This is a genomic window from Nocardiopsis sp. NPDC058631 (assembly GCF_042716955.1).
Taxonomy (GTDB): Bacteria; Actinomycetota; Actinomycetes; order Streptosporangiales; family Streptosporangiaceae; genus Nocardiopsis.
In genome coordinates, this window is the sequence record NZ_JBHXQY010000043.1 from 21,290 (window position 1) to 40,584 (window position 19,295).

The 19,295-nt window shown below is 70.8% G+C and carries 18 protein-coding genes; 6 read left to right on the forward strand and 12 right to left on the reverse strand.

Translation table 11 applies throughout. From position 1 onward, the window contains the following. The first annotated feature begins 143 nt into the window (after positions 1-143). On the forward strand, positions 144-890 hold the full coding sequence (locus ACFWTE_RS15965; RefSeq protein WP_378780172.1) for an alpha/beta fold hydrolase: 747 nt from the start codon (positions 144-146) through the stop codon (positions 888-890). A 208-nt stretch (positions 891-1,098) separates the two neighbouring features. Then, positions 1,099-1,992, forward strand: a complete 894-nt coding sequence (locus ACFWTE_RS15970) for a DUF1963 domain-containing protein (RefSeq protein WP_378780173.1) — start codon at positions 1,099-1,101, stop codon at positions 1,990-1,992. A gap of 135 nt (positions 1,993-2,127) precedes the next feature. Here the strand turns inward: ACFWTE_RS15970 and panD are convergent, their stop codons facing one another. The 4 genes from panD to ACFWTE_RS15990 all read right to left on the reverse strand — a co-directional run bounded on the left by panD (position 2,128) and on the right by ACFWTE_RS15990 (position 5,758). Continuing rightward, positions 2,128-2,535: an aspartate 1-decarboxylase gene (panD, locus tag ACFWTE_RS15975; RefSeq protein ID WP_378778674.1), complete on the reverse strand. Its 408-nt coding sequence runs from the start codon at positions 2,533-2,535 to the stop codon at positions 2,128-2,130. 195 nt (positions 2,536-2,730) lie between these two features. Beyond that, the gene (locus tag ACFWTE_RS15980; protein ID WP_378780174.1) at positions 2,731-3,624 is read right to left on the reverse strand and encodes an ATP-binding cassette domain-containing protein; all 894 of its coding nucleotides are present in this window, start codon (positions 3,622-3,624) and stop codon (positions 2,731-2,733) included. After that, positions 3,621-4,670 carry an ABC transporter permease gene (locus ACFWTE_RS15985; RefSeq protein WP_378780175.1) on the reverse strand — a complete coding sequence of 350 codons (1,050 nt, stop codon included), beginning with the start codon at positions 4,668-4,670 and terminating at the stop codon, positions 3,621-3,623. The genes ACFWTE_RS15980 and ACFWTE_RS15985 overlap by 4 nt, the downstream gene beginning before the upstream one ends. Positions 4,671-4,708: 38 nt before the next feature. Next, entirely contained in the window at positions 4,709-5,758 is a 1,050-nt protein-coding gene (locus tag ACFWTE_RS15990; protein WP_378780176.1) for a sugar ABC transporter substrate-binding protein, read from the reverse strand. Between the two features lie 355 nt (positions 5,759-6,113). Here ACFWTE_RS15990 and ACFWTE_RS15995 point away from each other — a divergent pair, with 355 nt between their 5' ends. Together ACFWTE_RS15995 and ACFWTE_RS16000 are read left to right on the forward strand one after the other, a co-directional pair. Continuing rightward, a complete protein-coding gene (locus ACFWTE_RS15995) occupies positions 6,114-7,733 on the forward strand; it encodes a glycoside hydrolase family 32 protein (RefSeq protein ID WP_378780177.1) in 1,620 nt (539 codons plus the stop codon). 129 nt (positions 7,734-7,862) lie between these two features. Next, entirely contained in the window at positions 7,863-8,909 is a 1,047-nt protein-coding gene (locus ACFWTE_RS16000; protein ID WP_378780178.1) for a LacI family DNA-binding transcriptional regulator, read from the forward strand. 100 nt (positions 8,910-9,009) lie between these two features. Here the strand turns inward: ACFWTE_RS16000 and ACFWTE_RS16005 are convergent, their stop codons facing one another. Beyond that, positions 9,010-10,134, reverse strand: coding sequence for a sensor histidine kinase (locus ACFWTE_RS16005; RefSeq protein ID WP_378780179.1), 1,125 nt, complete (start codon positions 10,132-10,134; stop codon positions 9,010-9,012). A gap of 161 nt (positions 10,135-10,295) precedes the next feature. Here ACFWTE_RS16005 and ACFWTE_RS16010 point away from each other — a divergent pair, with 161 nt between their 5' ends. Together ACFWTE_RS16010 and ACFWTE_RS16015 are read left to right on the forward strand one after the other, a co-directional pair. Next, a complete protein-coding gene (locus tag ACFWTE_RS16010; RefSeq protein WP_378780180.1) occupies positions 10,296-11,180 on the forward strand; it encodes an ABC transporter ATP-binding protein in 885 nt (294 codons plus the stop codon). Between the two features lie 112 nt (positions 11,181-11,292). Then, on the forward strand, positions 11,293-12,009 hold the full coding sequence (locus ACFWTE_RS16015; RefSeq protein WP_378780181.1) for an ABC transporter permease: 717 nt from the start codon (positions 11,293-11,295) through the stop codon (positions 12,007-12,009). A gap of 127 nt (positions 12,010-12,136) precedes the next feature. On the opposite strand, the gene ACFWTE_RS16020 is transcribed toward ACFWTE_RS16015, so the two are convergent. The 7 genes from ACFWTE_RS16020 to ACFWTE_RS16050 form a co-directional block, all read right to left on the reverse strand. Continuing rightward, a complete protein-coding gene (locus ACFWTE_RS16020; protein ID WP_378780182.1) occupies positions 12,137-12,742 on the reverse strand; it encodes a response regulator in 606 nt (201 codons plus the stop codon). Further along, complete coding sequence (locus ACFWTE_RS16025; RefSeq protein WP_378780183.1) at positions 12,739-13,908, reverse strand: sensor histidine kinase; 1,170 nt, start codon at positions 13,906-13,908, stop codon at positions 12,739-12,741. Before ACFWTE_RS16025 ends, ACFWTE_RS16020 begins: the two co-directional genes overlap by 4 nt. 16 nt (positions 13,909-13,924) lie before the next feature. Beyond that, positions 13,925-14,953, reverse strand: a complete 1,029-nt coding sequence (locus tag ACFWTE_RS16030; protein WP_378780184.1) for a type II CAAX prenyl endopeptidase Rce1 family protein — start codon at positions 14,951-14,953, stop codon at positions 13,925-13,927. Positions 14,954-15,132: 179 nt separating this feature from the next. Continuing rightward, positions 15,133-15,816, reverse strand: coding sequence for a 4-carboxy-4-hydroxy-2-oxoadipate aldolase/oxaloacetate decarboxylase (ligK, locus tag ACFWTE_RS16035; RefSeq protein WP_378780186.1), 684 nt, complete (start codon positions 15,814-15,816; stop codon positions 15,133-15,135). Between the two features lie 40 nt (positions 15,817-15,856). Continuing rightward, positions 15,857-16,873 (reverse strand): amidohydrolase family protein, encoded by a 1,017-nt coding sequence (locus ACFWTE_RS16040; RefSeq protein ID WP_378780187.1) that lies wholly within the window; start codon positions 16,871-16,873, stop codon positions 15,857-15,859. Beyond that, positions 16,873-18,156 (reverse strand): 4-oxalomesaconate tautomerase, encoded by a 1,284-nt coding sequence (locus ACFWTE_RS16045; protein ID WP_378780188.1) that lies wholly within the window; start codon positions 18,154-18,156, stop codon positions 16,873-16,875. The genes ACFWTE_RS16040 and ACFWTE_RS16045 overlap by 1 nt, the downstream gene beginning before the upstream one ends. 107 nt (positions 18,157-18,263) lie before the next feature. Next, complete coding sequence (locus tag ACFWTE_RS16050; RefSeq protein WP_378780189.1) at positions 18,264-19,289, reverse strand: ABC transporter substrate-binding protein; 1,026 nt, start codon at positions 19,287-19,289, stop codon at positions 18,264-18,266. Positions 19,290-19,295 lie beyond the last annotated feature (6 nt).

Genomic DNA, 19,295 nt, shown 5'->3' on the forward strand with positions numbered 1-19,295 from the left:
GTGGGCCTGCTGTCGGCTGCGAGACTGGTCGGACCGGGCCCCGAACGGCTCCGGCACGCCGTCAGGGCCCTCGTCACAAGGGCCGCGGCCCTCGGACCCCGCTGATCAGTACCTGCACCCGACCTTCCGGCCCACTGCGAATGGTGACCAACGTGTATGTGAAGACCTTCGGCCGCGAGAACGACCGGCCCGTGCTGCTCCTGCACGGCGGCGGCGTCGCCGGGTGGATGTGGGAGCCGGTGCGGGCGCACCTGGACGCGGGGCTCCGGCTCATCGTGCCGGATCTTCCCGGTCATGACCACAGCGCCGACGAACCCTACCGGTCGCACGATGAGACGGTCGCCGCACTGGAGTCGCTACTCCAGAAGGAGGCGACGGCACCCGTCGCGGTCGTCGGATTCTCACTCGGCGCGCAACTGGCGGTCCTGCTCGCCGCCCGTCGACCGGACCTCGTCGACCGGGTCGCCCCCATCAGCGCACAGGCCAGCCCCTCGGCGGCGCCCGGCCCGACCCTGGCCCTGCTCGGCGCGACCGCCGGTCTGGCCAAGTACGCGTGGTTCGCCAGGCTGCAGGCGAAGGAGCTCTTCGTCCCGCACGAACTCCTCGACGACTACCTCCGCACCTCCTCGACCGTGTCCAGACCCACCCTGCTCGCGGCCGTCGGCGAGAACATCCGCTTCACCGTGCCTGCGGGGTGGTCGGACTTCACCGGTGGGGCCCTCCTTCTGGCCGGGGCCGAGGAACGCGCGCTCGTGAAGAAGTCGGCGAGGTCGCTGCACGGGGCTCTCCCCCACAGCACGTTGGAGATCGTCCAAGGATGCGGGCACGGCATCCCCCTGCAGAGCCCCGCGTGGCTCGCGAACCGTCTGCACACCTGGCTCGGCGCCTGAGTGCGGTCCCGTGCCCTGGCCGGGCCGGGCACTACCGGTTGACCACCCTCTGCTCCCCGCCCTCCGGTGGGAACGGGGTGGTGCAGGCGGGCGGGGCCGCGCACGGCGTGGTGTGCGCCACCGTCTCCCATACGGCACCGGGCCACCGGTTGTCGGACAGGGGCCGTACAGTCCCGGTGTCCTGCAAGGCCGACACAGGAGCGCCCCGATGACTCGCCGCACCCCACCCCGCCCGGTGGACGTGGAGACGCTCTTTCCCGAGCTGCGTCCCCTGCGCAGGGAGGCGGTACGGCTCCACCCGCGTGCGGGCCGGCCCTCGCGCGAGGACAGCTCCGTGGGAGGGCCGCTCCTGTGGCCGGCCGACGAGCCCTGGCCCGTCTGCGACGGAGAGCACTACGAGAGGAACGGCAACACGCCCTACGAAGGGGAGGTCCGTCTCGTACCCGTCGTACAGGTCCACAGCGGGGACGCTCCCGGCATTCCGTTCCCGCAGGGGTGCGACCTTCTGCAGGTGCTGTGGTGCCCCTACGACCACGATGAGGTCCGCTGTCCGCTGCCGCGGGTGTACTGGCGCAGTGCGCGTGCGGTGGACGCCGTCGAAGCGACGCCCCCACCGCACGCCGAAGCTCCAGCGGCCTACGTTCCCCACCCCTGCGCGGTCCATCCCGAGCAGGTGACCGAGTACCCCGGCCAGGACCTGCCCGAGGAGCTCTTCGACGCACTGGGCGGGCGTTTCGACCAGCTGGAACAGGAGACGGGCTGGCACTACCAGTACCACCTGGCCCAGGCCCCCGGGATCAAGCTGGGAGGGTATCCGGGCTGGACACAGGAACCGGTGTGGCCGGAGTGCGGTTGGTGCGAGCAGCGCATGGACCACCTCCTCACGGTTGCCAGCTGGGAGTACGACGGGGCGTCCTGGCGCAGCTGGCTCCCGGTCGAGGACCGGCCGACGGTCGACGGCGGGGAGCCGTGGTGTTCCGAGCAGGGCCGCGCGGCGCAAAATCCCGCCGGTCTGATGCTGGGAGACTCCGGTGGCGTGTACGTCTTCGAGTGCTGGTCGTGTCCCGAACGCCCCGTCGGCCACTGGTTCGACTGCCCCTGAGCGGACGGCTCGGTCCGAACCACCGGCAGCGGGCCACCGCGGAAGCAGGGCGGGAGGCAAGCCGGGAAGCTCTCGATACCGTGCCGGCGCCGTGGGCGCGGGCACGGGCGCCCACCCCGTGCGGACCGGGGCCGGTCAGCGCCCCGCGACCAGCCCCGTGTCACCGGGAACCGGCTCCGCCGCATCGTTGCCCAGAGCAACGATCCTGTTGTCGCGGTCCACGTGCACGATGTGCTGCACGTGCCCGGCCCGCTCCACCTCGTCGACCTGGGCATACCCGATGATGATGACGAGGTCGCCCGGGCTCACCAGGCGCGCGGCGGCACCGTTGATACCGATCACACCGCTACCGCGCTCACCCACCAGGGCGTAGGTCACCAGCCGGGCACCGTTGTCGATGTCGACGATGTGGACCTGTTCCCCCTCGACGATGTCGGCGGCCTCCATCAGATCGGCGTCGATCGTGACGGACCCCACGTAGTGCAGGTCGGCCTGGGTGACCGTGGCGCGGTGGATCTTGCCGTTGATCAGGGTGCGCAGCACTTGCTCGATCCTCGTTTCAGCCGTCGGGCGAACTACAGGCCCCTCGGGGTCCCGTGCGTCTTCCATGATGGCCCCGCCCGGTCACCACTGCGACCACCGGGGCCCACAACGCCGCGAACACCCCCGACCCACCGGGTGTTCCCCACCGCACCCGGCCACCGGGCGGAAGGGGCGGCCCGACACCTCGGACCGCGTTCACCGTGCGCCTCCCGGTGCGAGCGCCTCCTCGGGCAGGTCGGCGGGGTCCACGGCCCCGGTCATGACAGCGACCGCGTCGGCCATGCTGCACCCGGCGGGGTCCAGGACCGCGACGCGCCGACCGAGCCTCTGGACGTGCACCCGGTCGGCGATCTCGAACACGTGCGGCATGTTGTGGCTGATCAGGATCACCGGGAGTCCGCTCTCCCGGACCCGCAGGATCAGGTCCAGGACGGCCCGGGACTCGCGCACGCCGAGCGCCGCGGTCGGTTCGTCCATGATCACGACCTTGTTCCCGAACGCCGCGGCCCGCGCCACCGCGACCGCCTGGCGCTGGCCGCCCGAGAGCGTCTCCACCGCCTGCCCCGGGTTCTGGATGGTCATGATGCCCAGGTCGTCCAGGTGACGGCGTGCCTCGTCGCGCATCCTCCGGTGGTCCAGCATGCGAAACACCGACCCCAGGATCCCCGGGCGGCGCAGCTCACGCCCCAGGAACAGGTTGGTGGCGATGTCCAGGGACGGGGAGACCGCCAGGCTCTGGTGCACCGTCTCGATACCCGCCGCGCGGGCCGCGATCGGCGAGTGCAGGCGCACGGGCCGCCCCTCCACCAGGATCTCCCCCTCGTCCGGGACGACCGCCCCGGCCAGGGCCTTGATCAGGCTGGACTTGCCGGCTCCGTTGTCGCCGATCACCGCGAGGATCTCGCCCGGATACAGCTCCAGGTCGGCGCCCGCGAGGGCGGTCACCCGCCCGTAGCGCTTGACCAGGCCGCGCGCCTGGAGGATCGGTGTGTCCGGGCGACCGGCCGGTCCCGGTGCGGTGGTGTCGGGGGCGGTGTTCCCGGAGGGGGCGGACGCGGGCACGGCGGGCTCCTCTGTCATCCGGTTCATCGTCGTGCCTTCCTGATCCACTGGTCGAGGGACACCGCGAGGATCACCAGCACACCCACGGCGAAGTTCTGCCACAGCACGTCCACACCGGCCAGGGACAGGCCGTTGCGGCACACCCCGACGATGAGCGCGCCCATGATGGTGCCGACGATCATGCCGCGCCCGCCGAACAGGCTGGTGCCGCCGAGCACGACGGCGGTGATGCTGTCGAGGTTGTCCATCGTTCCGGCCTGGGGGCTGGCCGAGGCGATACGGCCGATGAGGATCCACGCGCCCACCGCGTACACGAGCCCTGCGGTCGCGTACACGCTCAGCAGGACCCGGTTCACCCGGATCCCGGCGAGGCGCGCGGCCTCCCTGTCATCACCGGTGGCGTACACGTGCCGCCCCCAGCGGGTGCGGTGCAGCGCGTAGGCCAGCACCGCCACGATCGCCAGCATGAGGAGCGACCCGTAGGTGATGCGCGCCCCGCCGACCGTGAGGACCTGACCGGTCCACAGCAGCAGTTCCGACATCTCCGCACCGCGGATGGTCTCGCTCCGGGAGATCCACAGGTTGAGCGCGAAGAAGATGTTGAGCGATCCCAGGGTGACGATGAACGGGGGCAGCTTCACCCTCGTCACCAGGAACCCGTTGAACAGGCCGCACGCCGTACCGCAGGCCAGGCCCGCCAACAGCGCCATCGGGCCGGAGAAGCCCAGGTCGGCGGAGAGCCGGCCCATGATGATGGAGCACAGCACCATGATCGAGCCCACCGACAGGTCGATGCCCGCGGTGAGGATGATGAGGGTCTGGCCGAGGGCCAGTGTGCCGATGACGGCGGTCTGCTGGAGGATCAGCGAGATGTTCGAGGCCTGGAGGAAGTTGGGGGCGATCAGCGCGAACGCGGCCACGGTGATCAGCAGGACGGCTGCCGGTCCGAGCGTGGCCTGGGCGTGCAGCAGCCGCTGGACGTGGTCCGCGAGTGTGGGCGGTCGGACGTCGTCGGCGAGCGTCACCACCGGAGGCGGTTCGGGGCTCACCCGCGGGGAGTTCGATGTGGTCACTTCGGGTCTTCCTTCGTCGTCGCGGTTTCCTGGCCGGGTCAGCCCCAGCAGTTCTCCAGGCCCCACGCGCTGTCCCTGGACTCCAGCCCGTCGACGGCCCCGTCGGTGACCAGCTCGACCCCGGTGTTGACGAAGTCCAGGCCCTCGGTGTTGTCCGGGCCCTGGCCGGAGTCGGCGTACTCCACGACCGCCTCGACCCCCATGGAGGCCATCTCCAGCGGGAACTGCATGGCGGTCGCGCCGATGATCCCGTCCTGGACGTTCTGCACGCCGGGGCAGCCGCCGTCGACCGAGACGATGACCACGTCGTCGGCCCTGCCGGCGGCGTTGAGGGCTTCGTAGGCACCGGCCGCGGCGGGTTCGTTGATCGTGTAGACGAGGTTGAGGTCGGGATCGCGCTGGAGGAGGTTCTCCATGGCGGTGCGCCCGCCCTCCTCCGCCCCGTCGGTGACGTCGTGGCCGACGATCCGGGGGTCGTCCTCGTCCCCGATGGTCTCGGGGTCGGCGATGTCGACACCCAACCCCTGGAGGAACCCCTGGTCGCGATCGACGTCGACCGCGATCTGGTTGGGGTTGAGGTCGAGCATGGCCACGCGCGGCTCCACGTCCAGGGCCTCGAAGTGCGCCTCGGCCCACTGGCCGATGAGCTCCCCGGCGAGGAAGTTGTCGGTGGCGAAGGTGGCGTCCACCGCGTCGGCGGGCTCCGTGGGGGTGTCCAGCGCGATGACCATGATCCCGGCGGCGACGGCCTGGTCCAGGACGGGCACGATCGCCTCGGAGTCGTTGGGGGTGATGAGGATGCCCTCGGCCCCTGCGGCCATGAGGTTCTCCACCGCCTGGACCTGGCTCTCGTTGTCGCCGTCGTAGTCGCCGGCGAAGGTCTGGAGGGTGACGCCGTGCTCGTCGGCGGACTCCTGGGCGCCCTCCTTCATCTTGACGAAGAAGGGGTTCGTCTCGGTCTTGGTGATCAGGCCGACCAGGGCCCCGTCGTCTCCGGTGGCGTCCTCGGAACAGGCGGCCAGGGAGACGACCAGTCCCAGTCCTGTGGTGGCGGCCAGGGCGCGGCGCGTCCACGGTGTGTTCGTCATCAGGGGGTCTCCTTCGGCACTGACCCGTCGGAGCGGGACAGGGCGGGGGCGTGGGCGGGGTTCGGGTGACCGCAGTCACCAAAGACAACGATGTCCCGAAAGTTTCCGCGAGACATGTTGGAAATGTCAAGCCCAACGATCGAGTGAGATCAGCGCTGTGAATCGACACGGAAGACCCCGTTGACAACGTTGACTCAGCAGGGAAGGGTGAGCCACGACACCGACCCCTGGGACACCCCCACCACCCACCGGCCTCACCACACGGCGGGACGGCACCACTCCGTCCACAGGCTCCGCCAGGGCGGTGTCAGCCGTGGGCACCTACCGCGGAGGGGTCGAAGATCGGAGATCCCGCATGCACCGACGTACGCATCGCACAGTCCGACGACGCCCGCTCACCGCCGCCGCGGTGACCGCCCTCGCCGCGGTGACCGCGCTGACCGCCGCCCCCGGCGGCCCGAACGCCGCACCGGCCTCAGCCGAGGCGGACCACACCCACCGCCCCCAGGCGCACTTCACCCCGGCACGGAACTGGATGAACGACCCCAACGGGCTCATCCACCACAACGGCCTCTACCACCTGTACTTCCAGTACAACCCCGAGGGCGCCCGCTGGGGCAACATGTCCTGGGGCCACGCCACCAGCCCCGACCTGGTGCACTGGGAGGAGCAGCCGCCGGCCATCCCCTACACCGACTCCGAGCACATCTTCTCGGGTGGCGTCGTCTTCGACGAGCACAACACCAGCGGGCTGGGTACCGCCGAGGACCCACCGCTGGTCGCCGCCTACACCAGCGCCTACACCGACGCCTCCGGCCGTCCCGGCATCCAGGCGCAGTCCCTGGCCTACAGCCTCGACGGCGGCTACACCTGGGAACGCTACGAGGGCAACCCCGTCCTGGACATCGACAACGCGAACTTCCGCGACCCGAAGGTGTTCTGGTACGAGGAGGGCGGCTACTGGGTGATGGCCGCGGTGGTGGCCACCGACCGCGTGGTCAAGCTGTACCGCTCCGACGACCTCCTCAGCTGGGACTTCCTCAGCGACTTCGGGCCCGCCCACGCCGTCGACGGCATCTGGGAGGTCCCCGACCTGTTCGAGCTGCCCGTGGACGGCGACCCCGGCGACACCCGCTGGGTCATGGTCGTCAACCTCAACCCCGGCGCGGTCGCGGGCGGTTCGGGAGCCCAGTACTTCGTCGGCGACTTCGACGGCACCGCCTTCACCCCCGAGCACCTGGTGGACTCCGACGACCTGGCCGACCTCGACTGGCTCGACTGGGGCCGCGACCACTACGCCGCCGTCTCCTTCAACGACACCCCCGACGACGCCCGCGTCACCATGGCGTGGATGAACAACTGGCAGTACGCCGAGGCCACGCCCACCGCCCCCTGGCGCGGCGCCATGGCCCTGCCCCGCCAGCTCTCCCTGGAGACCGTCGACGGACGCCCCCAACTGGTCCAGCAGCCGGTCGACCAGTTCGATTCGATCGTCGGGGAGCCCGTCCTGGCCCACCCGGAGATCACCGTCGAGCCGCACGGCGTGGACCTGCACTCCGCCGCCCCCGGCCAGGCCTACCAGGTGGAGCTCACCCTGCGCCCCGGGGAAGCCGACGGCATGGGACTGCGCGTCCACCAGAACCAGGACCAGTCCACCGTGATCGGCTACGACACCCGCGCCCAGGAGCTGTTCGTGGACCGCACCGCCTCCGGTCACACCGGCTTCCACCCGGACTTCCCCGGCCGTAGCACCGCGCCCGCCCCCCTGAGGGGCGGGACCCTGCACCTGCGGGTGGTCGTGGACACCTCCTCGGTGGAGGTGTTCGCCGCCGGGGGCCGGACCACCCTCACCCACCTCGTCTTCCCCGACCCCTCCGCCACGGGGATCTCCCTGTACACCGAGGGCGCGGACAGCCTGGCCGAGCACGTCAGCGTCCGTCCGCTGTCACCCGGACCGGACAGTGGGGCACAATGAGACCGTCCCCCCTCGCGCCACAGCGACGATGAACGCCCCGGGGTGGTGCGCCCACGCGCACCGCCCCTGCCGCGGGTCGGGGCACGGCCACAGTGTCAGGGAGAGAACCGGGGTTCGACTCACGTGTCGATGGACCACAGCACGCAGGGCAGGTCGGGAGAGCCTCTTCGGCGTGCCACGATGCGCGACGTCGCCGCCCTGTCCGGGGTGAGCATCAAGACGGTCTCCCGGGTGATCAACGGGGTGTCCACCGTCTCGGACGAGCTCCGCGAACGCGTCTCCAAGGCCATCGCCCAGCTGGACTTCCAGCCGAACCTGGCCGCGAGCAGCCTGAGGCGCACCGACGGGGCCACCCGCCAGATCGCCCTGCTGCTGGAGGACGTCGCCAACCCCTTCTCCGCAACGCTCAGCCGAGCGGTCGAGAACGTGGCGCGCGAGCACGACACCCTCGTGTTCGCGGGCAGCCTGGACGAGGACCCCCAGCGGGAGCTCGAACTGGTGCGCGCGGCCATTCTGCACCGGGTGGACGGGATCATCATCGTCCCGGCCGCGCCCGACCACGGCTACCTGCACCGGGAGATCCGGACCGGCACGCCGGTGGTGTTCGTGGACCGCCCCCCGCGCGGGCTCGCCGCCGACGCGGTGCTGTGCTCCAACGCCGAGGGGGCCCGCGAGGCGGTGCTGCACCTGGCCGACCACGGCCACACCGAGATCGCGTTCCTGGGGGACGAGCACGTCATCAGCACGGTGGACGAGCGGGTCCAGGGGTACCGGGCCGCTCTGGCCGAACGCGGCCTGCCGGAGCGTCCGGGGCGGATCGCCTTGGACCTGCCCGACCCGCAGTCGGCCGCGCGCGCGGTTGCCGCGCTGTTGGACGCCGACCACCCTCCCACCGCGCTGTTCACCGCCCAGAACCTGGTCACGATCGGCGCCATCCAGACCCTCCAGGCGCGGGGGCTGCACGAACGCGTCGCCGTGGTGGGATTCGACGACTTTCCCATGGCCGACCTGATGGCGCCGAAGGTGACCGTGGTGGCCCAGGACGTCATGCGGATCGGCACCCTGGCCGTACAGCGCCTGTTCGAGCGCATCGCCGGGGACGACGCCCCGCCCCGCGAGTTCCGGGTTCCCACGTCCCTGATCGCGCGCGGCTCCGGGGAGATCCCCCCGCCGTGAGCCGCCGCCCCTCGCGACGGCGTCGCGGGGCGTCGTCTCCCGGGCGCTGTGGGTGGGGCGGGTCCGCTCCCCCACCCACAGCGCCTCCTCCTCCGAGTTCTCACGGGGCGGTGTCGGAACGCAGGCGCGGGAATGCCGCGGCCGTCAGGAACCACCCGTCCCTCTGTTCCACCGTCAGTTCGCCGCTGTTGTCCGCCAGCCGTTCCCTGAGGGTGGCGAGCCCTCTGAGGTCGGGAAGCGGGGCCTCCCCGGCTCCGTCGTTGACGATGGTGATGCCCGCCCTGGAGAGGGTGATCCGCACCTGGGCGGCCTGTGCGTGCCGCAGGATGTTGGTGGTCGTCTCCCGCAGGACCTGGCCGAGCAGCTCGCCCGCGCGCGGGTCGACCTCGGCCTCGGGGTCGACACGTACGCGGATGCCCGCGGCCTCGAAGAGGTTCTTGGCGTTCTCCAGCTCCGCCGACAGGTTGAGCCGCCGCTGGGCGTAGGCGAGCGCCTTGGTCTGGGTGATGGTGTCGCCGACCAGGGTGTGGATCTCGCGGAGCTCCTCCTCCGCCCGGTCGGTGTCGGTGCGTACCAGTTTCCGGGCCAGGGCGGTCTTGAGCTTCACCACATGGAGGGTGTGGCCCTGGATGTCGTGCAGGTCGCTGGCGAAGCGCATGCGTTCCCGGGCGACGACCAGTTCCGCCTCGCGTTCGCGTGCCTCCTCCAGCTCCTTGATGAGGCCTGAGACCAGGTGGTTGAGGAACGCGAGAACGATCCCCACCAGGGCGACGCTGGTGGAGCCGACCGCGTAGTCGGCAAGAACGCCGAGTACGTCCCCGGGTGACATCATCAGCCGGACCGCGACCACCGCGACGGCGAACGCGACCAGCGCCAGGGCGGCCGCGCGTCTGCGGTCGCGCGGCAGCTGGAAGACGACGATGGTGCCCACGACGGAGAGGCCGAAGGACGCGGACGTGTTGTCCAGCACCAGCACCCCGAGAAGCCAGACGGCCGCGGCGACGACCAGGCAGGGGAGCGCGACACGGGAGAGGCCCTCCCCGGTCCACGCCCGGGCGGCCAGCATGGCCGCCGCCACACCGAGCCCCAGGACAACGGCCTGCCCCAGGGTCTCGGCATGGATCGAGAGCAGCAGCGCCCCGATGGCGGAGAGCGACGCTAACACGATGTTGAGATTGAGCGCGCGCAGCTGTCCCTGCGTCGTGTCGGCGTGCTCGGACGTCATGTGGGCCCTTCAGGGTCGAACAGCGGAGTCTGCCCAGTATTCTTCCGTTCCCCGGGCACCGACAGTGACATCACGTCATGCCTTCACCCGGAGAAACGTCATGGGCGAGCAGTGACGTGAGCGCACTGCCCAAGCCGGGCGCCGGCGGCTGGAATGGACGCATGTCCTCTACACCAGTCATCGACGTCGAACACCTCAACGTCAAGTACGGCGACTTCCACGCCGTGAAGGACCTGTCCTTCCAGGTGCGGCGCGGGGAGTTCTACGCCCTGCTCGGCACCAACGGGGCGGGCAAGACCTCGACCCTGGAGACCGTCGAGGGCCACCGGGCCGCCACCTCCGGCACCGTGCGGGTCTTCGGTCAGGACCCACGCGACCGCCGGGCCGTGCGGCCCCGGACGGGGATCATGTTGCAGGAGAGCGGTTTCTCCCCCGATCTGACGGTGAGGGAGTCGATCCGGCTGATCGGGAAGCTCACCCGGCGCACGGACCGGGTCGAGCGCCTGCTCGACGTCGTCGACCTGACCAATAAGGCCGGCACCAAGGTGTCCCAGCTCTCCGGCGGCGAGAAGCGGCGGCTGGACTTCGCGACGGCCGTGTACGGCGCGCCGGAGCTGATCTTCCTGGACGAGCCCACCACCGGTCTGGACATCCAGTCCCGGGACGACCTGTGGGAGGCCGTGGACCGGCTGCGCGAGGACGGCTCCACCATCGTCCTGACCACGCATTACCTGGAGGAGGCCCAGCAGCGCGCCGACCGCATCGGGCTCATGCACCAGGGCACCTTCCACCAGGAGGGGACCGTCTCCGAACTCACGGGGGCGCTGCCCTCCACGGTCCGCTTCGCCCTTTCGCCCTCCGCGCCGGCGCTGCCACTGCCGGCCTCGCGTGAGAGCGACGGGACGTTCCTCCTTGAGACGTCCGGCCTGCAGAAGGACCTGCACACCCTCCTGGACTGGGCGCGGGACCACGCGGTGGAGCTGCGGGACCTCCAGGCCGGCCCGACCCGGCTCGACGACGTCTTCCGCTCCATCGGCAGCGAGTAGACCACTCCGACCATCCTGTTTGTTTCGCCCCTCCCCGCCCGTCCGTCCCGGTCCCCGTACCCGTTCAGCCCGATCACCGCCCACCCCGGGCCTTGCAGAAAGAACCTTCGCCATGCTCGCGATCGCTCACAGTGAGCTGATCCAGATCTTCCGGAACCGGCTGGTGCTGGTCACCATGCTGGTGATGCCCGCGGCGTCCAGCGCGTTCTACATGTACCTGCACGACCGCATTCCGGCCCTCGACCTCGGTGCCGTCGCCGCGGTGCTGGTGTTCCTCGTCGTGACGATGGGGCTCTACACCACCGCTGTGACGACGCTCGCCTCCCGCCGCCAGAACCTCTTCCTCAAGCGGCTGCGTTCCACGGCGGCGGACGACACCCGTATCCTCTCCGGGCTGATGCTCCCGGTCACCGCCATCACACTCCTCCAGGTGGGTGTGGTCCTGACCGTGCTGTCCGTGGTCGCCGACCCGCCGTCCGACCTTCTCCTCGTGGCCGCGGCCGTCCTGGCGACGGTGGTCATGATGCTCGGCCTGGCGCTGGCCACGGCCGGGGTGACCAACTCACCCGAGCACGCCCAGGTGACCACGCTGCCGATCCTCATCGGTGTGCTCGCCGTGTCCGGCTGGGTGGGTTTCACCGGTACCGAGGAGCTCGCCGTGCTCAAGCGGCTGCTCCCCGGAGGGGCGGCCTCGGAGCTGGTCGTCAACGCCTGGAACGGCGGCGTCCCGGTCGCCGACTCCCTGTTGCTGCTGGCCCCGACCCTGGCCTGGGTCGTCGTCGCCGTCACCCTGGCCGCCCGGGTCTTTCGCTGGGAACCCCGACGCTGACGACCGGTGACCCGTTTCCGGCCGAGGTGGTCGGTCCGTCCTCGGACGGGGACGGGGGCCGGGACGGCGAGGCGTACGAAAGATCCTTCCACGAGGCCCCGCGAACCCGCCCGGGGGACGATGCCGCTCAGATCCAGCCGTGCTCGGCGGCGATGCGCGCGGCCTCGTGCCGGTTGGCGGCGTCGAGCTTGGCGATGGCGGCCGCGAGGTGGTTGCGCACGGTTCCCCGGGAGAGCGAGACGCGCCGGGCGATCTCCTCGACGGGCGCACCGTCGCGTGCCAGGACCAGGATGTCGGTCTCGCGCGGGCTGAGCGGGGAGTCGCCCGCGCTGATCGCCTCGGCCGCGAGTTCGGGGTCCACGTACCTGCCTCCACTCGCGACCTTGCGCACGACCTGGGCGAAGGTGCGGGAGGAGACGGTCTTGGGCAGGAAACCGCGCACGCCCGCGGCCAGGGCCGACTTCAGGTAGCCGGGCCGACCGTGCGAGGTCACGATGACGCAGCGGCAGTCCGGCAGTTCGGTCGCGAGCCGCCGGGCCACCTCGATGCCGTCGGGTCCGGGCAGCTGCAGGTCGAGCAGGGCCACGTCGGGGCGGACCCGCAGGGCCGTCGCCAGCGCCTCGTCACCGGACGCCGCCCGGCCCACGACCTCGAAGTCGTCCTCCAGGTCGAGCAGGCCGGCGATGGCGTCACGGATGAGGTGTTCGTCGTCGGCGACGAGGATGCGGGTCATGCGATCTCTTCTTCCATGAGCGGGATCGTGGCGTCGAGCAGGAACCAGTCTCCGTCACGGCGCGTGCTGAGGCGTCCGCCGAGCGCGCCGATCCGCTCGGACATCGAGCGCAGCCCCGTGCCCGCACCGGCCTGGGCCGAGCCCGCAGAACCGGCCCCGTCGTTGGCGATCGTCAGGAGCACCTCTGCGTCCTCGTTCGCGGTCGCGAGCGTGACCCGCGTGGCCGACGAGTGGCGCAGCAGGTTCGTGACGCCCTCGCGCACGACCCACGCCAGAGCCTGCCCGCACCGCTCGGGCACGGGGTCGCCGGTCACCGTGAAGCGGATTCCGGCGGAGGCCAGCAGTGACCGCGCACCCGAGATCTCGCCGTCCCAGGTCGTGCGGAGCTCACCGCGCACGACATGGCGGACCTCGGTTCCCGCCTCTTCGGCGAGCCTGCGAACCTCGGTGATCTCCGCCGCGGCCTGCTCGTCCCGGCCGCGGCGTACGAGTTCGGACGCCAACGAGCTCTTGACCGCGATCGTGGCCAGGGTCCGGCCGAACACGTCGTGCAGGTCGCGCGAGATGCGCAGACGTTGGTTGGCCAGAGCGAGCTCGGCACGCGTCTCGTGGGCCGCCTGCAACTCCAGCAGCACCCGCAGCATCCACGCACTCGACCAGCTGACCCACAGGACGCCGCTGGTCAGGGCCGCCCCGACCAGCAGGAGCACGGGGTCGCCGGGGCCCACGAGCGGGACGGCCAGAACGAGGACCGCCGCGTTGAGCAGCAGCGTCCGGCGCGCGTTGAGGACGGGCACCAGGCTCGCGGCGACCGAACCGATCGCCGCCGCGACCGTCAGCCCCATCGCGGGAAGGGGGAGCACGAAGGTCACGGCGACGAGGCCCACGAGAACCAGCAGCCACGCGATGGCACCACCGGTGCGGAGCCGCCGCGCGCGCCCGACGACGGCGTCGACGCTCCAGTTGGTGACGAGGATGTTCCCTGTGACCAGGGCGAGGGACAGCACCCCCGCTGCGACCAGCGCAGCGAGGGGCGTTCCCGTGAGCGGGCCGGCCTCGACCACGCTCCTGAGGAGGGTACCGGCCGGGAGCGAGACGGCCAGGTACGTGGACCAGCGCACGTAGATCTCGAACCTGTGTGCGCCCACCAGCGGCGAAGTGCTCATGCCCCTCATTGTCCCGTCAGACCCGCACCGGGTGCGGGTCCGGGTGTGTCGTCAGGGCAGGTCCCGTCCGGCGTGTGCGCAGCCACACCACGGCCGCGATCACGGCAACGGTGACGCTGGGCACGAGCAGGATGGGCGACCCGGTGCCCGCCGACCGGTCCGCGATGGAGGCGCCGATGTCGATGTGCAGGGCGATGAGGAGGAGGAAGGTGAGCGTGTTGAGCAGGGCGTGGATGACGACCGCGGTCTCGATGCCGCCGGTGCGCCAGGTGATGACGGCCAGGCTGACGGCGAGCGTAAAGTACCAGAGGTTGATCCACGGGTCTCCCGCGCCGTGGATGGTCGTGAACACCAGGCTGGAGACGAGGACACCGACGACCAGCGCCGTGCGCGGACCACGGTTCCAACTCCCGGCGACCCGGAAGACGAGTCCGCGCAGACCGTACTCCTCGCCCGCCGTTTGGAGGGGCACGAGCAGGAGGGTGAGGACGAGCATGCCGACCAGGTCGGCGACCGGCCAGTGGGTCTGCTCGGGGGGCGCCGAGACGTTCATGACGGTTACGGCGATCAGCCAGAAGGGGCCGATGAACAGGAGAGCCCTGCCGAACACGTCGAATCGGAAGCGCGACACCACCGAGTGCAGCGAGGCGCCCTTCACTCCGTAGAGCCACCGCTGGATGAGCATGCTCCACGGGATGAGCAGGGCGAGCGAGAACATGGTCGCACCGTGGTAGAGCGGTGTGTAGTCGGTGCCGCCCGCTGCCGGATTGGTCCTGCCCATCTGCGCGTCGACGAAGGCGGCGGCCTGGGAGAAAACGATGCTGAAGGCGAACAACCCGGCCACCAGGAGCACGATGGCGAGGATGCCGCGTGCGATGCGGCGCTTGTCTCCGGCGAGGACACGGTGGTACTCCACGCCGGGCGGGACCGGCCGCGGGCCGCGGCGACGCGGGGTGGGCACGTCCGGTTGGGCCGGTGCGCGCACAGGCGTTTGCACCGCTCCCGTGTCCGGGGCCGAGGGAAAACGGTCGTCGTTGGGGTTCATACTCCGAACCTAATCCGGAGCAGGGCCATGACTGAGTGTCACCGATCATGGGTTTTCTCCGCGCCCCGCACGGGCCCGGCATGACAGATGTCATGCCTCGGCGGAGATCGGGCCCCCGGCCCTCGCGCACCGGCTGATCCGGCGCGTCCCCTCCCCACCGGAGCGGACGCGCCGGCAGGTCAGTCGAGGTAGCGCAGGCCGGCCGCCGTCAGCTTCTCGCGCATGCCGTAGATGTCCAGGCCCAGTTCGCCGCTCTGGAACCGTGCGCGCTTGGACACCTCGTTCTCCTCGCGGCGCCGTGCGGCCTCGGCCACGTCCGGGGCGGAGGTGCGGGGCACCACGACGACGCCGTCGGCGTCGGCGACGACGACATCACCCGGGTGAACCAGGGCGTTGGCCACGGTGACGGGCACGTTGACCGAGCCCAGCGTCGCCTTCACGGTTCCCTTGGCGTTGATCGCACGGCTGAACACGGGGAAGTCCATCTCGGCCAGCTCGGCGGCGTCCCGGCAGCCGCCGTCGATGATCAGGCCCACGGCGCCCCTGGCCCGGAACGAGGTCGCCAGCAGCTCTCCGAAGAATCCGTCCTCGGACTCCGTCGTGCACCCGGCCACGACGACGTCACCGGGGCGGATCTGTTCGGCGACCACGTGGAACATCCAGTTGTCGCCGGGTTGGAGCAACACGGTGACCGCGGTCCCGCACAGCCTGGCCTGCGGGTAGACCGGCCGGATGTAGGGCCGCAGCAGGCCTGTGCGCCCCTGCGCCTCGTGCACGGTGGCCACGCCGAAGCCGGACAGCTCCTCGACGGTCTCCGGGGCGGTGCGCTCGATGGAACGGTGGACGACTCCGAGCTCGGTCATGACTCTCCTCGTGCGTGGGTGGACGGGTTCGGACCGGCCCTCATCGGCCCTGTCTCCTCAACCGGGCGTCGAGCCGCGGGTACACCCGGCGGGCGTTGCCCTCCAGGACGGCCTCGCGTGCGGTCTCGGACAGGTCCGCGCGGAGGAGGTAGCGGGCCGTGTCGTCGAAGTGGTGCCCCGTACGCGGGTCGATGTCGCGGACGGCGCCGATCATCTCCGAGGCGAAGAGGATGTTCTCGTGCGGGACGACGTCGAGCAGCAGGTCGATGCCCGGCTGGTGGTACACGCAGGTATCGAAGAAGACGTTGTCGAGCACGTGCTTTTCCAGCTCGGGTTTGCCGAGCGCCATCGCCAGCCCGCGGAAGCGGCCCCAGTGGTAGGGGGCGGCACCTCCTCCGTGGGGGATGACGAGCCGCAGATCGGGGAAGTCGGCGAAGAGGTCACCCTGGATCAGCTGCATGAACGCCGTGGTGTCGGCGTTGAGGTAGTGCGACCCGGTGGTGTGGAAGGCGGGGTTGACGCTGGTGGAGACGTGCACCATCGCGGGGATGTCGTACTCGCACATCGCCTCGTAGACGGGGTACCACGAGCGGTCGGTGAGCGGGGGCGAGTCCCACAGCCCGCCGGAGGGGTCCGGGTTGAGGTTGATCGCCACCGCACCGAGTTCCTCCACGGCGCGCCGCAGTTCGGGCAGGCAGCCGGCCGGGGCTGCGCCCGGGGACTGCGGGAGCATCGCGGCGGGGGCGAAACGCTCCGGGAAGAGTTCCGTCACGCGGGCGATGAGGTCGTTGCAGATCCTGGCCCACTGGACGGAGGTGGCCTCGTCACCGATGTGGTGGGCCATGAAGGAGGCCCTGGGCGAGAACACGGTCAGGTCGATTCCGCGCTGGTCCATGAGGGAGAGCTGGTTGCTCTCGATCGCCTCGCGCAGCTCGTCGTCGCCGATGCGCAGCTCGCCGGGCTCGGGGCCGCCGTCGAGCGCGGCGATCTGGGCCTGGCGCCACTGGCCGAGAGCGTCGGGCGCGGTGGTGAAGTGCCCGTGACAGTCGATGATCATCAGTTCGTTTCCTTCATTGATGGGTTCCAGACGTCCAGGGGGACGTAGAGGTCTCCGGCCATGAGCGCTCGTGCGGTGCGTACGAGCGCGGAACTGGTGATGCGGGTGGGGTCGCCGGGCTCCCAACCGAGCCGTACGTCGAAGGTCCCGCTCGGGTGCTCGATGGAGAGGGTGGCTTCGGCCTCGTCCGTGGTCGGCAGGTCCGCCAGCTCGTGCGCGACCGCCCCCGGGAGTACGCAGGCGGTGGCGGCGGTGACGGCGGCCAGCACTCCGATCGACTCGTGGACGACTCTGGGGATGAAGCTGCGCGTGGTCACGGTGCCCCCGTGCTGCGGAGGCGAGACCAGCGTCATCTTCGGGTAGTTGCGGTTCGAGACGTCGCCGAGCCCCATGAGGGTGCCGGTGGCCAGCCGCAGCGCCTCGACCCGGTCGCACAGCGCGGGGTCGGCGGCGAGTTCGGCGGGGCTCTCCCTCCCGGTGGCGCCGAGCGCGGAGGCGGCGACGACGACGAGGGGCTGGCCGTTGTCGATACAGGTGACCTCGACCGGCCCCGCGCCGGGGACCTCGACCGTGTCGCGGGGGTTCCCCGTCGGCAGCAGGGAACCGGCGATGGATCCGGCCGTGTCGAGGAAACCGATCGTCACCGGCGAGGAGGTGCCGGGTGCGCCGTCGATGCGGGTGCTCCCGGCGTAGTCGACGCTCCGTACACCGCCCTCGCCGGGTGTGCGTACCGAGATCTGTGCGACCGCTCCCGTGTTGAGGGTGCGCACCCGCACAGTGGTGGTGTCCTCGGCGGGCACGATCATCGCGGTCTCGATGGCGAAGGGTACGACTGCGGCCAGCAGGTTGCCGCAGTTGGCGTCCATGTCCACGGAGTCGTCGTGGGGTTGCAGTTGGGCGAAGCGGAAGTCGAGCTCGGCGCCTGGTCGCGTGCTCGGGCCGACGATGCCGGCCTTGGAGGTGAGCGGGTGCCCGCCGCCCAGACCGTCGATCTGCAGCGGGTGGGGGGAGCCGAGCGCGGACCGGAGCACCCGGGCGAGGGTCTCGTCGTCGGCGGGAAGGTCCGCGCGGGTGAAGAACGGTCCGCGGGAGGTCCCGCCGCGCATCAGGACGGAGGGGATCGCGAGCTGGTGTCCGCGGACCCGCGTCCCCGGGCGCGGCGGGTGCTCCCCTTGCGCGACCTGGACCTGGTCCGATGTGGCCGGGGTGGTCGCCGCGGGAGCCGTCTGCGCGTGGCCGTCCGCACGTGGCTCCTCGGCCTGCGGTGTCTGTGAACGTGTCATCCTCGTCCTCGTGCGGTCGTCCGCGAAGCCCGGCGTGGTCCGCGAAGGGTCGGTGGTGGCGGGTGCGGGCCTCGCGCCGCCAGGTGTAGGGCCCGTCCTGCGTGGTGCTACTCCTGGACCTCGGACCAGACGAGGGAGCCGTAGTCGGGCGCCTCGTCGATCAGCTGGGATTCCAGGTGGAAGTCCACCGCGGTGTCGAAGGCGTCCTGCGACACCTGGGTCGAGGAGGCGAACTCCTGCGGGAGGATCTCGTTGAGGGCCTCCACCGCCTCGGGGTCGGTGCCTTCGAGGTAGGTCGAGAGCAGCTCCGCGCTGGCCTCCGGGTCGCTCTGGATGAACTCCAGTGCCCGGTCGACGGCCCGGTTGAAGGCCTCGATCTCCTCGCCCTTCTCCTCGATCACACCGGAGGTGCTGAACAGCGCACCGTGCAGGGAGCCGGACAGGTCGGGGATGTCACCGCGTTGGGGCGAGACGTAGATGTCGCCGACCCCTTCCGCCTCGGCCATCTGACCGGTCGGCTGGAAGAAGGCGAGGGCGTCCACCTGCCCCTCGGACAGGGCGCCGATGGCCGACGAGGGGACGGCGCCCAGGTTCACCAGCGTGGCGTCGGTCTTGGCGTCCAGGCCCACCTGCTCGAACAGGTAGACGAGAAGCGCCTCGGTACCCGACCCCGGGCCGGTGATGCCGATGTTCTTGCCTTCCAGGGCGCGGACCTTCTCCTCCAGGGAGGCGTCCTGCGCCGGTCCGTCGAAGTCCGAGGCCGCCACGATGTCCACGTAGTAGTCGGTGACGAGCGAGCCGGTGACCTGCGTCTGAGGGTTGTTCTCCGCCAGGTTGAACGCGTCCGTGAGGACTCCCGCGCCGACGTCGATGGAACCGGAGGTCAGGGCCGCCGCGAGCTTGGCGCCGGTACCGAGCCGGGGCCGCTCACCGAGTTCGACGCCCTCGTCGGTGAAGTAGCCCTCCTCCTCGGCGACGTAGAGCGGGAAGAACGCGACCGAGTTGCTGATCTGTCCCACGTTGAGGACGCCCGGGTCGGATTCGGACGCGTCACCGGCGCAGCCCGTGGCGGTGAGAAGGCCCGTGGCCGCCGCGATCGCGGCCGCCGTCCTGATGTGCGTGCTGAGTTTCATGGCGTG